17 protein-coding genes are annotated in these 13,732 nt (G+C 52.1%); 7 read left to right on the plus strand and 10 right to left on the minus strand.

The features are described from left to right. Nucleotides 1–54 precede the first annotated feature (54 nt). From D8S85_RS04185 to D8S85_RS04210, 6 genes are all read right to left on the minus strand, one after another. Entirely contained in the window at nucleotides 55–537 is a 483-nt protein-coding gene (locus D8S85_RS04185; protein ID WP_127074850.1) for a DNA N-6-adenine-methyltransferase, read from the minus strand. A gap of 6 nt (nucleotides 538–543) precedes the next feature. Beyond that, entirely contained in the window at nucleotides 544–999 is a 456-nt protein-coding gene (locus D8S85_RS04190) for a hypothetical protein (RefSeq protein ID WP_004293603.1), read from the minus strand. Nucleotides 1,000–1,002: 3 nt separating this feature from the next. Beyond that, a complete protein-coding gene (locus D8S85_RS04195; protein ID WP_127074851.1) occupies nucleotides 1,003–2,355 on the minus strand; it encodes a DUF2586 family protein in 1,353 nt (450 codons plus the stop codon). Further along, nucleotides 2,355–2,702 carry a hypothetical protein gene (locus D8S85_RS04200; RefSeq protein ID WP_004322763.1) on the minus strand — a complete coding sequence of 116 codons (348 nt, stop codon included), beginning with the start codon at nucleotides 2,700–2,702 and terminating at the stop codon, nucleotides 2,355–2,357. The genes D8S85_RS04195 and D8S85_RS04200 overlap by 1 nt, the downstream gene beginning before the upstream one ends. A 75-nt stretch (nucleotides 2,703–2,777) precedes the next feature. After that, nucleotides 2,778–3,827 (minus strand): hypothetical protein, encoded by a 1,050-nt coding sequence (locus D8S85_RS04205; protein WP_127074852.1) that lies wholly within the window; start codon nucleotides 3,825–3,827, stop codon nucleotides 2,778–2,780. A 126-nt stretch (nucleotides 3,828–3,953) separates the two neighbouring features. Then, on the minus strand, nucleotides 3,954–5,192 hold the full coding sequence (locus D8S85_RS04210; protein ID WP_127074853.1) for a Clp protease ClpP: 1,239 nt from the start codon (nucleotides 5,190–5,192) through the stop codon (nucleotides 3,954–3,956). 167 nt (nucleotides 5,193–5,359) lie between these two features. Between D8S85_RS04210 and D8S85_RS04215 the strand changes: the two genes are divergently transcribed. Beyond that, nucleotides 5,360–6,628, plus strand: coding sequence for an ATP-binding protein (locus tag D8S85_RS04215; RefSeq protein ID WP_127074854.1), 1,269 nt, complete (start codon nucleotides 5,360–5,362; stop codon nucleotides 6,626–6,628). 76 nt (nucleotides 6,629–6,704) lie between these two features. On the opposite strand, the gene D8S85_RS04220 is transcribed toward D8S85_RS04215, so the two are convergent. From D8S85_RS04220 to D8S85_RS04235, 4 genes are all read right to left on the minus strand, one after another. Next, entirely contained in the window at nucleotides 6,705–7,409 is a 705-nt protein-coding gene (locus D8S85_RS04220; protein ID WP_127074855.1) for a hypothetical protein, read from the minus strand. Beyond that, nucleotides 7,406–7,984 carry a hypothetical protein gene (locus tag D8S85_RS04225; RefSeq protein ID WP_127074856.1) on the minus strand — a complete coding sequence of 193 codons (579 nt, stop codon included), beginning with the start codon at nucleotides 7,982–7,984 and terminating at the stop codon, nucleotides 7,406–7,408. The genes D8S85_RS04220 and D8S85_RS04225 overlap by 4 nt, the downstream gene beginning before the upstream one ends. Further along, complete coding sequence (locus D8S85_RS04230) at nucleotides 7,965–8,600, minus strand: phage minor head protein (RefSeq protein ID WP_127074857.1); 636 nt, start codon at nucleotides 8,598–8,600, stop codon at nucleotides 7,965–7,967. Before D8S85_RS04230 ends, D8S85_RS04225 begins: the two co-directional genes overlap by 20 nt. 224 nt (nucleotides 8,601–8,824) lie before the next feature. Next, on the minus strand, nucleotides 8,825–10,147 hold the full coding sequence (locus D8S85_RS04235; RefSeq protein WP_127074858.1) for a phage portal protein family protein: 1,323 nt from the start codon (nucleotides 10,145–10,147) through the stop codon (nucleotides 8,825–8,827). 290 nt (nucleotides 10,148–10,437) lie between these two features. On the opposite strand from D8S85_RS04235, the gene D8S85_RS04240 reads away from it, so the two are divergent. From D8S85_RS04240 to D8S85_RS04265, 6 genes are all read left to right on the plus strand, one after another. Next, entirely contained in the window at nucleotides 10,438–10,881 is a 444-nt protein-coding gene (locus D8S85_RS04240; protein ID WP_127074859.1) for a hypothetical protein, read from the plus strand. A gap of 19 nt (nucleotides 10,882–10,900) precedes the next feature. After that, nucleotides 10,901–11,239 carry a hypothetical protein gene (locus D8S85_RS04245; RefSeq protein ID WP_127075719.1) on the plus strand — a complete coding sequence of 113 codons (339 nt, stop codon included), beginning with the start codon at nucleotides 10,901–10,903 and terminating at the stop codon, nucleotides 11,237–11,239. A gap of 418 nt (nucleotides 11,240–11,657) precedes the next feature. Further along, on the plus strand, nucleotides 11,658–12,359 hold the full coding sequence (locus D8S85_RS21790) for a phage antirepressor KilAC domain-containing protein (protein ID WP_240648868.1): 702 nt from the start codon (nucleotides 11,658–11,660) through the stop codon (nucleotides 12,357–12,359). A gap of 2 nt (nucleotides 12,360–12,361) precedes the next feature. After that, nucleotides 12,362–12,799, plus strand: coding sequence for a hypothetical protein (locus tag D8S85_RS22130; protein ID WP_004293615.1), 438 nt, complete (start codon nucleotides 12,362–12,364; stop codon nucleotides 12,797–12,799). A 156-nt stretch (nucleotides 12,800–12,955) separates the two neighbouring features. Beyond that, the gene (locus D8S85_RS04260; protein ID WP_004293616.1) at nucleotides 12,956–13,195 is read left to right on the plus strand and encodes a hypothetical protein; all 240 of its coding nucleotides are present in this window, start codon (nucleotides 12,956–12,958) and stop codon (nucleotides 13,193–13,195) included. Continuing rightward, a complete protein-coding gene (locus D8S85_RS04265) occupies nucleotides 13,134–13,625 on the plus strand; it encodes a hypothetical protein (protein WP_229032689.1) in 492 nt (163 codons plus the stop codon). The genes D8S85_RS04260 and D8S85_RS04265 overlap by 62 nt, the downstream gene beginning before the upstream one ends. The last annotated feature ends 107 nt before the right edge of the window (nucleotides 13,626–13,732 follow it).

A 13,732-nucleotide genomic window follows, 5' to 3' on the forward strand; every position in this document is an offset into this window, starting at 1 on the left:
GCTTTTATTGAAAATTACATGATTTTAACCGCAAGAATTTTCATATGGTGAGTATTACGGCTTCACCAACTTCCCGTCGATACCGCATGTTTCCAGAACTGCGGTATTTTCTTTGTTGAAGGCTATCAGGCATGACGGCGCCCCGGCCGTACCTCCCTGTTCCCCAGTGACATGGTAAAAACTGAGTCGTCCCTTGATAAAGAGTATTGAATCGGCGTTTGGGAATATCAGTTCGTGGAACAGGCGTGTGTCCGTGCGGGCAAAAGTGAGCGCGACGGCATTCCTGTGTTCGACACACCTGCGGATAAACCGGACAATCAGTGCAGTATCATAGGGAGGATTGCAGAAGACTCGTCCGAACCAGGGCTGTTGCAGCCCGTCGTCCTCAATGGTATAGTGATGTCGCGCCGTATCCCATGGGCGGTTTACGGGTGAACACGGATCCAGATCGAACGGACCCAGCCTCCGAAGCAGGCAGGGAGGCGTGAGCCATTCGTTCTTTCCGGTAGAAGATTTCCCCTCGAAAGTTACATCCATGACAGCTTAGATTGTATCCCCCGAGCCGATTTGGATATCGAACGGGTTGAGGTCGAATTCATGGGTGATATTGGTATCATCCTGCTGTGACTCGAGACAATCCTCCGTGAAGATGCAACCTTTGAGCGTTACGGTCGTCGTCGTCCAGTCCTCGCCGGCCATCGGGTTGGCAAAGCTGATGATCAGGTCGAACTCTCCGATTTCGAGCAGCGAACCGTACACCGAACGCAACAGCTGCTGCGTGGCATAGTCCATCGTGATGCTCGCCGTATAGGTAATGTTCCCGAAGCCCCTCGACACCGGCCGGCCACCCATGCCGTAATTACTTTCGACCTTGCGCTTCTTCGACCATTTGATGGCCGACACGCCTTCAAGAGTCGTGGAACCCTCATCGATTCCCAGGGCGGTCGATGACAGGGTTATCATCGACCACGAGTATGCTACATTGTTGATTATTGCCATATGCTATGATTTGTTAGCGGTTAATGACAGTCCTTCCTCGACATAAATCTTCACGGCCACGCCCACCGGGACAAGGACATAGGAGATGCGCAGCGTATCGTCCACCAACACGTTCTGGTTAGGATCGATGGTCACGGCATAGCCTGAAATCTCCTGCGCCGCCTGCATCTTGGCCAGTATATCCCCAATGAGTGTTTTGAATGCCGTAATCTTCGACGGGGCGAGAAACCCGGTTGAAGGATTGACCATCAGCGGGGAATTTACATACGGCAACAGTGCAGCGCGCACGGCTCGGCGGCTCTTGTTGATAGTGCGGTTCCGTGCAATGGTACGGAAATCCCCATGTGAGCATGTCTGGTCTTTCGAGATGTAGATCCCGTTCTCGCGGCCGGCATACTTGATGGGAAAAATATACCCCTTGTCGTCGAGTTCGTCCAGCAGTGACGGGGAGAGCGACTCGTACCGGTTCAGACTGAGGAAGTTCTCTTCCGCCTCGTCGAGGTTGATATCCCCGAACCCCAGTTCTATTTCCTGGAAATCGTCCGCGAAGAGATTGAACTGCTTGACCCACGCGATGGATTCATGCACGTTGGCCTTTGCTATGGCTCCCATAACCGCTCCCAGAAATCCCACGGGCGTATGGTTCCTGTTGCACATCTGCATCGTGGAGATCCTTTCGTGATGCGCCTGGCCGAATATACAGCTGACACGGCTTGATTCACAGATACATGAAGGTATTTTATTCAGGTCAATCTGACGTCCCTCGGTCGTATCCGCCCCCGTATTGGAAGGATTGGCGGAAAGGATGAGCGAGAGCGGCTGATTCTGTTCCGCAAGCCCCACGGCCACATCATTAAGTCCCTTTACCAGATTGAGGCTGTACTGCCCCGATACTCCGTTAGCCTTCCACAGCGGCTGCTCCGTCCATATGCCTATCTGGTTGATCATGCCCCCGGCTGCACACTGCATGATTTCCAGCGCATTCCAGTTTGCCGAACAGTCCGCGAACATCACGTAGAGTTTCCCCGAACCGCCCGGATTGCCGGACATGCGGAAAAATTCACGGATATGGTATGCCGGAATGCCATGCAGGAAATTGACATTCATCTCTTCCTCGTCGGTTGCCTCCACACGTTCGATAATGCCGAAATCGTTCACGGCGGACTTGAACGAGGTGATGTAGCAGACATCGCCGGACTTGAGCTTGGTCTCATTGGTTTTACCGTACCCCTCCGTGAAAAGCGTCGGTTGGAGGGACACGTCGAACAGCAGTCCCGTCACCTTCTCGCCCGACGAGCCGGTGTCGTAAGGGATATTGCCGTCCACATCCTTGATAAATACATTACCGAGTGCCATTATGATTTCTTTTTAAGTTCGTTGTAGAAAGGATTCCTGTAGAGGATGGCCTTGCCCCTGATGGCGGCGGCCGTGTCCGGCGCATAGGTTCCCCCGTGCGTGTCGATGTACAGCGACGGATATGCCGGGAACTTTTTCAGCAGGGCCAGGATGTGAGGTTCCGTCGTCTCCTCCGTCTCTGTATCCTCTTTCTTCCCGGTCTTGACCGGCTGCCTGTCTTCAGCCTCGCCGCCTGTCCCGTGGTTTTCCGATACCGATTCCGGAACGTCCACCGTCCGGGTCTCCGGTGCAGGAATGTTATTGTTGTCTGTCTGCGGAGTCTCCTCCGTGTTGATTTTCTTTGCCATAACAGTAGAATGAAAATGGGGAACGGGGCCTTGCCTCCGCTCCCCGGGTGGATATTGTGAATGAAGAAAGGTGTGTTATTCGCTCTTCTTGTAGGCGGTATGCACCACGATCTCCGCCGGACGGACGATGTTCACGTCCATTTTCATGCGCATCTGAAAAAAGAACAGCTCGGAGTTGGCCTGCAGACGGTCGATTTTCAGGATGTCCGTATCGTTCGCGTAATCCACTCCCATCCACAGGTTGGAGTCCATGCCGGTGGAGAACTCGCCGAGCACCATCGTGTGTTCGGGGATTCCCACGATCGGGATGACGCGCTTGCCCTTGAAGCGATAGCGGTTGACCTCGGTGTTCTCGGAGTACTTGACCTGCTTGTCCGAGATATACTGGTCATACGCGTCCCAAGCGTCCCATCCGACCACAAAGGACAAGGATGTCTTCTTTCGTATCTGCTTCGGACATTTCTTCCACATCGCATAGAGTGCCGCTTCCACCGCCGCCCCGTCCGTCAGCTCGGTCGTTCCCGAAACGATACACTGCCCTCCGGCAACCACTTCGGCATCGGTGGAGTTCACATTGTCAAGGATGCGCTTGATGACCCCGTCAAAATACTTCTCCTTGTTGGCCCCGATTTTCGTGCAGCCTTCCGGTGCGGTAATCTTGGCCGCCGTCTCGCCTCCGCGTGCGGAGGTCCAGATGGCATTTCCGATATACTCGTTTTTCTTGTCCATAAGGAGACGGAGCATCGTCGCCTGGATTTTCGGATCGAGTTCTCGGAACACGAGATTGCCTTCCGGTTGCGCGAAACGCCAGTATTTTTCGTAGTCCCTCGGGTTAAACTCGAGATAGACCATAAAATCGGACGGTTCGAGGTGACGTTCGGTGAGCTGGTACTCGTTCGTGCCGTCACTGCCCTTGGCCCCGTGGATGGGCTGCGGGGTTGGCATATTGTCCTGAATGATGTTGCCCAGCTTGATGGCAGGAAGCGTGTAGCGGTGCTGGATGCCCGTCTTGATATGGATCAGTCCCTCCCGGACCGTATCATTGCCCTGCACGGTATAGGTCAGCAAGTCCTCAAGCACTTCGCCGCTATACCCGTTTTGAAGAAAGTTTACTGTATCAGCCATTGTCGTTTTAAGTTTTCCGTTGAAGAATGAAACTCGGCCGACTGGCGGATACCTGCTGTTTCCGCGCGAGACACTGCGGTCTCCGGCATGTCAGTTAAAATCGGGCGTCTGCCCGCGGGTGGCCTGTCAGAGCTTTCGGAACTTGAAATCCGCGCCGACCACTTCCGCCACCTTCTCGGCCATCAGCTGTTCGGCGGTCTTTGTCGCTTCCGCCGTGGCCTGGATGTTGGCAGGGTCATCGGCGATTTCCTTCGAGATTTTCTCCCGTGCGGGAATGGAAGCCAGCGTGCTTTCCGCCAACTCGAAGTTGGAACCGGCCATCTCCACCCACTGCGTTTTCGCCTCACGGTCAATCTTGCCTTCGGCAATGGCGTTCTCCACCAGTGTCTCGATGCGGGAGGCCAGCTCGTCCTTCTCTTTCTGCTCGTAGGCGGAGAGGCGCGCCGTCGCTGTGTCCAGGTCTTTCTGCAAGTTCCGGATGGCGGCATCCTTGCCGGCGATGACGGTCTGCGCGTCGCTCAGTGATTTCTGTATTTCTCTGTATTTGGGCTCTATCGCGGCCAGTTCGGAGATACGTGCCATCACGTCCTTGACCTCCCCGTCCTTCATTCCCAGAGAGGCGGCAATCGCCCCGTACTCAATGCTCTGTGTCTTGTTTTCGTTTTCCATATCGTTTTCCGTTTCTGTAAGAGTAGGTCCAATGCCGTTGAAAGGTTTATTTCCCGCGCTGACACGGCTCATCAACTCCTGGATGGCGGTCGTATCGGTCAATCCTTCTATCTGGTCATGCACTTTACGGCAGAGCTGCTTCGAAGTATGGATGACATGCTCCGCAGGGATGATACCGGCCTTGACGGCAGCCTGTGCGTCGAAATAGGTTCCGTCCTTGCCGGCCTGTCCGTCCATGATGGTCCGTACATGCTCCGCTTTCAGGCCGAACCGTTTCCGGTAAATCGTCTCGATCTGTTTGGTAAAAGCCAATACCATGTCCGACGGTTCCCCGCCGTCATCGTCCGGCAACATCGGGTTATGGATCATCAGTATGGCATAATCACGCATGAGAGAACGCTTGCCTGCCGCCCAGATGATGGAGGCCATCGATGCAGCGACCCCTTCGATGATACACTCCGTATCCACCGTGGCATTGGCGATGGTGGAATAGGTGGACATGCCGTAAAGGACACTGCCGCCCTCCGAATTGATCAACACGCGGATACAGGAGGGACGGACGATATTTTCCAGGAAGTCGAACTCGTCATTGAAACGTGAGGTCGTCTCTTCCGTCACACGTCCGAAGAAACGGATGACAGCCGGCTGGCCTTCTTTCGCCTCTCCGACGACATATTGAAGTGTGTTCATATCCATATGCAAGGGTTATTTGAACAAGAGTAGGCGGTGGGAAAAGAAAAGGTTTTGCACCACTATTTATGGAAGTAAAAATGCGATAATACCCATATTTATGGAAATAATATTTGGAAAAATTTCGTATTTATGGAAATAGAGTTATTTTTGCAGTATAATAAAAATGAATTATGAATACACATACACTACTGTCAATAGTAGCAGACCAGCGTGAGGAGTTGCTGGCGAATGATTACTCGGAACTGTGCCCGCGTCCTGAAGAATCACAACTTGATCCGAAGAGCAATCGGGCTCAGGTGGTAATAGGAGTCAGAAGATGTGGCAAATCCACCCTATGCGAAATGTTCCTTAAACGAAAGGGGATCGAATTTGCTTATGTGAATTTTGATGATGACCGGATGAAGGATATGAAGGCAGACGACTTGGACCGTTTGCTCGAAGCATTATATATGACATACGGTGACTTCAAATATCTGTTCCTTGATGAGATACAGAATATAGAAGGCTGGCCGTTGTTTGTCAACAGATTGCTTCGCCAGAAGATGCACCTGTTTATTACGGGTTCTAACTCTAAATTACTCAGTAAGGAATTGAGCACACACCTGACCGGAAGAAACAATAAGGTGGAACTCTATCCGTTCTCATTCTCGGAGTACAGCGAGATGAAGAGGATTGATATGACCTCTCTGTCAACCAAAGCGAAAGGCTTTCGTAAAAGTGCCCTGCACGAATACCTTCAGCAAGGCGGATTCCCTGAACTGTTCAACGAGAGCAACAGAAGAGGCTATATAAACGGATTATTGGATGCCATTATCAAAAACGATATAGCAAAACGCTTCAAGGTCCGCAATGTGGAGGCTCTGCGAAGAATCGCCGCCTATCTTGCCGACAATTACTGTCAGGAGTTTGTTGCCAAGACAGTCGGTGAACTGTTCGGAGTATCAAACCATACGGCGGAGAACTATTATTCATACCTCAAGGAGGCATTTTTATTGATAGGTATCAACCGGTTCTCATACAAGAGCAAAGAGCGTGTGAGAAACGAGAAAGTATATGTTGTGGATACGGCATTCGTTACAGAACGTGAAGAAAACTTCTCATTGGAGAATCTTGGCTGGAAACTGGAGAATGTTGTATGTATTGAATTGTTGCGTCGCTATAAGCCTCTGTTCTGCGATGTGTTTTATTACAAGGAGGAATCCTCGCAGGTTGATTTTGTCATAGCGAAAGACGGCAATGTACGGGAGTTGATACAGGTATCGTATGATATTTCCACTGAAAAGACACGCAATAGAGAGATAAGAGGATTGAAGAACGCTGCCAAGAAATTAAAGTGTAATAATCTAACACTTATAACCTTTGAAGAGCATGAAACAATTGAAGAGGATGGCTACACCATAAATGTCATTCCAGCTACAGAGTGGTTACTTCCCCAATAAACGAATTGTTTGAATTGCAGACTAATTGCACTGTTTGTCTCAAGGTCAAGGGGCGGGAAAATGCTCTATATGAATTTCATTTTTCCGGTCCGGTATCCGAAAAACCGGATACCTCGTCATGTTCCGGACGTGGATGGAAACCGTGCCCGCCGCTGTCATGCTGCGGTGCATCGCTGTGCTGGGTGAACGGGGGCATGACCACATATCTTTTTACCCAGTCCCTGTATTTCCATGCGGAGGACTCCCTGAACCATACCTCGTAGTCTATCCAGTACGCCTGCAACATATTGGTGGAGAGCGGCATGTCAAAGTAGGTCAGGTTGCACCGCTCGCTCAGCGCCGGTTCATGGTTCTTGGCATCCTGTATGGCTACATTGAGCCGCTGGAAGACCAGAAACGCCTCGCACTCTTTGTCTTCATCCGCATTGTTGAGTGTATTCAGGACAAACCGCACACGCATGGTGGCGCGTCCTTCTCCGATACGCTGCTGCTGTACCAGGTACCTCACGTTGATAAAGTGGATGAACACGGCAGGGAACGCGATTTCATACTCCGTGTTGTCGCCACGGACGATGCGGGCGAACTGGCCGTTGTCGATGGCGACGGTTTTGAACAGGGGCGGCGACAACGGGTCGTCCGGATTCTCCCGCAGGGTCAGGACAGCCCGCTTAACGGCCCGGTATATCTCCACGAAAGGGTTTGCGGAAACTTCTTCAGGCAGGCTCTCCGCCGGTGTTGACGGTTGTGCGGACTGTGGTGCGGGGTGTTTGTCTTTTATCATAACGGCTGGTGTGGAAATCCTTTAAAAATCATATCTATAAAATGGGCGGCGATATAGTCGTCCGTCTTCGGTGAAAATCCGATGAACTGCCGGTGTACGGGACGGCGCGTGGAATACTGGTTTACCGTGTACAACCCGAACTTCGGATCGGTATTGTGTATGGCGGCATAATGCCCGTAACGCTCCTTACTGCGTCCCCGCTTGCCCTTGACGGGAAAGCTCTTTTCCGTAGTCCACATGCAATACCTGGCGCCTTTCCGGAAGATGCGCGTACGGTCCGAACGCCGTCCCACTATATCTGTCCGGCCGGCTTCCGACTGTATGCTCCGGGCCAGAGTCCCCGTATCGTTCATGGCCGGATGGGTGAACCTCTTTCCCCATTTGGAGGTACGAGGTGCCCATTTGCCGCCGTTGAATCCCCCCGAAGCGAATGAGGACACGAACTGCTGCCTGGTATAGTCACCGGCAGCCGTTGCGAAATCGAATACATTGAACTCCAGCCGGCTGGCCATGACGCGCGTACTGGTCCTGCTTACCCAGTGGCTGCAGAACTCATCAAGCGTTATCTTGGGCATAGGCGAATTTCCCTTTAATGCGTTTCACAATATCATTCATGTAACCCGGAAGCGGGACGGAGAAATAGCGGTGTGCATCGGAAAAGATACGCCCGCCTGTAGCCAGGCTCTCCCGGAAGACCGGATCCACCTTTTCCAGATAGCCTCCCTTATCCGGCAAAGCCGCCCGGACAGCGGCGAACCCTTCCGTGACCAGAAAGCAGCGGCATCCCCATTCGATCGGCGGTATCAGCTCCGGAGGAAACTCCGACTTGCGGAAGGAAAGCCCTTCCAATGAAAGATGCCAGGCACGTACCCGTTCGTCACCTTGTGTCATGTAGGTCAGGACGCTGTCCATATTCACCGCCATCCACCATGCGGCCATCGAGGCCGCGAAGAATACCTGGCTGTTCTCTTCCTCCGCATGGACGAGATTGTACCTGCGGCATATCTTTTCGTATGCCTCCATGTCCTGTTCATCCGCCGTATCGGGCAGTTCCCCGAGCATGGCATACTCCTCTGCCGCAGCAAAATCCACCAGGTTGTCTATGGCTGCAATCAGGATGTCACGCTGCTGCCGTTCCCTCTCTGTTGTAAAGGAGTTGTGATTTCTCAGTATCTCCAATGCGCGGTCCATGTCGATTCGCAGACCTGTCAGCGCACGGTCTATGAGGAAAGAGGCACGCAGGGTGATGATGTCCTCTATAATGTCGAGACGTTCCGCACTGTTCTCCCAATAGAGGATCAGCCTGCGGAATGCATCGAAAATGACACGATACTCCTTTCCTGTATCGGATTCCGTGGTTGCAGATGCCCTGACAGCCCTGAACGGAGCGTTGTCCGGGAGCGGAAGGCAGGCTTCTATTCCGCTCCCCGCAGAAAATTTCCGACCTTCGTCCCCCGGGGGCGTCCGTAACGCCGGAAATACTCCTCGTCCGACATGATGCCCCGGTCGTTGTGGCTGATACCGGATGAGCCGCCTTCACCCCCAAAACCTAATCCCGGGATGACATTGAGCTGCCTGCCCACATTGATACCGAACTCCTTCTCGATCTCATCGGCCGCCACCTCGTACTTGTCCGTGATAAGCGAATAGAGTCTGATGCGGTCCTCGTTGCTCATCTCTATCCGGTTCGAATACCGGAACTCCAATCCTCCGGGGATATACCCGATAGCCACCAGACGGGGTATTATCTCCTCGTTCATGACGTTTTCGATATACCGACGGTAGACTTCGATACGGTCACGGAAGATGTCCTGGTGAGCTTTCGTGGAACCCACGTACGACTGCATCCCTCCGGCCATCGATTCTGAGCCGAGTACGAGGTTGGCAACTTCCTTGTTCACAAACTCGATAAGCCCGGTATATATCTTTTCCGAGTTGGACATGGTGAATGTCTTGATATCGACCTCGTCCTCAATGCCGGTAACCACCACCTTGTTCTGTGCCGCGTTGGCTATCTCGTTAGCCAGCCTCTTGCGGTCGGCATTGCTCTCGCTTACCGTCTTGCCGTGAATAATCGGCTGTCCATAGGTGTGGGAAAAGTTCACATAGTTGGCCACCGTGAATTTCTTGGCCAGTATCAAAGGGGTCGTGGCGGAAAAAAGTCCCAAGTCACCGGAGTTTACCAGTACATAACAACGGTAATATGCCGGGTCATGCAAATCCCAATGCGGCTCCCACAGTCCCTGCCGCTTCAGTACCGTTTTCTGGTCCGGCAACACATTGCGCCGTTCGATGATGTTGACTTCCGCCAGCCTGCCTGTTCTGGGGTCAGTATGCGGCATGATTTCAAGCAGGGTGTACCCGTACAGTTTGGATTCCACGATACCCTTGATTATCTTGTCGAACTGCGAGCCCTGTATCTTCAGGGAATTCGCCACGTCCTTGATATATTTCCCTTTCTCGTTTACACGGGCCAGCATATACCTGTCACCGAGAATCTGGCTTTCCAGTGTCTCGACCACCGAACGTATATGAGCGTCCTGCTGCAGGCAGGCTTCATACAGGTCAATGAGCCCGGCACGGTCATCGAGGATGTATCCCGAACCGGTATCCTGGCGGCATGAACGGTAACGGTTGTTGCGCTCGATTTCGCGGACATACTCCTGAATTGTCTTCTTGGAGGTCTTGAAAATACTCTCCAAAAGTTCCCCGCCAAATGAATTGTCCGATGTAGCCATAATTTTCTTGTTTCTTGTTCAAAGAGTAGAGATAATCCCGAAAAGAGGTTTTTACGACCAAAAGAATATATGGAGAACGGGGCTCTTAACGTTTGATTTACAAACCGAAATAAGCAACCTAAATATATAGATATTTCGGATTGTATTATCACTTAAATATCTTATTATCAATAAATAATAAATTATTAAAAGTGTAATTTATGTATATATTTATAGCTTATTTCATTTTAAAAAGATATATCTTTGCACCACGTTAGATACAAATCCAAAAATGAAATGAAAAAGAGAACATGAAAGAAGAAAAGATTCCCTGCCGGATAATCCGGTACAGGGAGTTCCCCGATCTGCTTTTCGGAACGTTACGGGAAGACGGACCGGTCTATTTCGACGCGACACGCTTCATCCAGGCCAAAGGAGATGCACGCCGGCACAATGTCCGTGATTTCCGTGTCGCTTTCCATCACTGGATAATGGCGTCGGCAGACGCCTACGGAATAGACAGGGAAAAGATGGTCATCCGTGACGAGGCGTCGGGACACCTGTTAATTGATGAATGTCTGGCTCTATTATTTGTCGTTTACATCGATCCCGCGTTCGGCATCTATCTTCTGGAGCGCATGTCCGAACTGCTGTCCGGTGGATTTACTGTTTCAGACACTTGGTTGGTACAGGCTGCCGGTCTTAGATTTACAAAGGAGGAATTAACACAAATTTTAGAACAACATGAGACGTAGCACATTTAAAAGACCCAAGATGGTGCTCATCTTCAACGGGGCACAGGTTCTTGTAGCCGTCACGCGCTCGCTGCACAGCGCGGCGGAGCTGACAAAAGGTAACTTGCAGGCCATTTCATTCTGTTGTACGGGCAAGTATGTATGCAGCGGAGGACTCTATTTCAGGCATCTGCATCCGGATGTGGAAATCGAGCTGGCCGACCTCGGCACACTGATGCTGAAAGATTATGACGCCCTTTGTGGCGAGAAACGCACGTACTATCCGGTGCGTAAGATGGCTCACAAAAGAGCCTTGCTTGAAAACAAACGTAAGTCTGATAACCAAAAGAAAGGAGGAAATACCTATGAGGGAGAATAGGAATATTCCGTTCCGGGACTGGAACATAAGGGTTTCCCGGAACCATAACGGCCAGATCCACATCTGTGCCGTGGACATCTGCGATATACTCAAACGGGGCGAACTGCTTGAAAACGGAGCCATCGCCCGTGTCTGCCCGACGGCATTGAAAATCAGTTTCCGGAAAAACGGCAAGGAACAGTGGGGTTTCCGCCCCATCGATATGCGCCGGCTTTTACAACTGGTCCGCAAGGAGACTATCATACCCCGTGACCTGCTCGATGAGCTGGAGGTGTGGGGCAACAAGCTTCTGGAGCTGGAAGCCGGGGAGCTGCACGCCGTCCCCCAGGACGACATCGTCCTGCACTTCGAGGAAGGGTTCCCCGTCACGTTCCGGCGTATCGGTGACAAGCTGATGGTCAATGCCACGCAAATTACGATGCGCTTCGGGAGAATTCCGTCCGAATGGCTCCGCATCGCTTCCACGGATATGCTCCGCAGGGAAATGGCCGGGAACGGACGTACCGGGAAATACGAGTCGCAAGTCTTCACCACACGGGGGCGGGGACACGGCGCGACCTGGTTGGAATCACCGCTTGTCATACCATTGGCCAGATGGATTGCCCCGGACATGCTTTTGGCGGAATGGTTGGGCGAGGCTATCGGAAAACTCTCCGTGAAACGCGGGAAGCCGGTCGTACACGGACGCCCCGGACAGGCGGCACCCGGCATGCCGTGCATGGATTGTCCCATGCCGCAGGATATGGAATCGGCGACAAGGCTGATCCTGGAACTGCGGAAGGTGGTGAGGGAATCCCTGCCGAAAATCGTATTCTACGAGGAGTTTATCGAGAACAGGGACTGGTTCAAGAGCACGCGCATCGCTGACGAACTCGGCATATCGCCGCGACAGTTGCACCAGTTCCTTGCCGAAGAGGGCATCTGCAAGTACGAGAAGCGGCAATGGGTGGTCTTTCCTTCCTGCCGGGCCTGGCAATGCGATGTGCCTTACACGTGGGAGAACAGCCGGGGCAAGGTATATACTTTCGGATCCACCAAACGATGGACACAGGCCGGACGGGAGTGTATCATAGAACTGTGGCGCAAGAGGAACCCTGAATACGGCCCACCGGGTGCATAGCGATGGAAACGGCATTACAGCGGATCATCCGCAAGACAGGAAGACGGCCGGTAGAGTGCCGTTGCCGTCTGTGCAGGCAGCAATGCCGGATACCGTGCCTCGGTACGCCGGAAGACATCCTCCGGTTGCTGAAAGCCGGATACAGGGAGCGTCTTGCACCCACTCGGTGGGCGGTAGGCCTGCTGTTGGGAAAAATCCCGTATATCGTGCCGATGGTACAGGCGAAACAGGAAGCAGGCGGGTGCACGTTCTTTCAGGACGGACTGTGTGAACTGCACGCGGCAGGGCTCAAGCCCACTGAAGGCAGGTTGTCGCACCATACCATCACCATGGAGAACCTGAAGTTCGGAATGTCGCTCTCGTGGAACGTGGCCAAAGAATGGCTGGACGAGCGGAACTTCGACACGATACGGGAGATTGTCCGGATAATGGGAAAATAGATGAGGGACGGTTTCATGAATGAAGTATCAGTATAACCGGTTGATTCCTCCTTTGCCGATTTCATGGAACCGCCTCTTATTAATTCATACCATTTGCAAACAGTTCGTATTAGTCGCGGCTATCCTTTATCAGGAAAACATTTAAACGCGAATGATATGAAACTGAAAAGCAGAATGACCGTCGGGGAGATGTCGGAACACCTGACGGAACATACCGGCAAGTTCGCCAACCGCGTATCCGTGGGGCGTTACGCCAAAAAACTGGGATACGCCGTGTATAAACCGATGATAAACGGCAGGATATGCCAGTTCTATGTCAATCCGTCGATTAAGGATGACGGGGAAGCGGAAACATTACGGACGAACGAACGCGAAAACGGACATGAAAGGGAATGACGACAAAAGGCAACACGTGATACCGTTTATGAAATGCTTCACCGGGCTGGTCGGCGCGTTCACCCCGGAAGAGGTCATCTTCATGCTGTACATGGCAGACCGTACACGCCTGCGTGAAAAAGGTTACGACACCTTGCGCAGCAAGCGGTACTACATGGAGAACATGGAGATGGGTTCGCGGATTTTCGACAAGTGCGTGGAAAAGACAACGCGTATGGGATTGCTTGAACGGGTGCCGGTCAGCGGGATGTACGATTACCTGTGGCACATGGATTCCTACAACCGGCTTGTAGGGATATTGGCGGAACTTGGAAATCCTTTTTCTACCAGGGCATTCTGTCATCGGATGTTCGATGTGGAAAAAAGGACCGTGGCATCCGTCTCTGACGAAGAGGTCAGCCAATGGAAAGAGAGACACCGAAAAGTTTGAGCGTATCTGTCCACGGAACGTAAATGAATAAAAACAGACGGCATCGTTGTGATTTGCCGTCTGTTTTTGTGTTTTTGCGACATAAAATCCGATAAAACCGGAAGGAG

The organism is Butyricimonas faecalis, assembly GCF_003991565.1.
In the GTDB taxonomy this organism is placed as follows: Bacteria; Bacteroidota; Bacteroidia; order Bacteroidales; family Marinifilaceae; genus Butyricimonas; species Butyricimonas faecalis.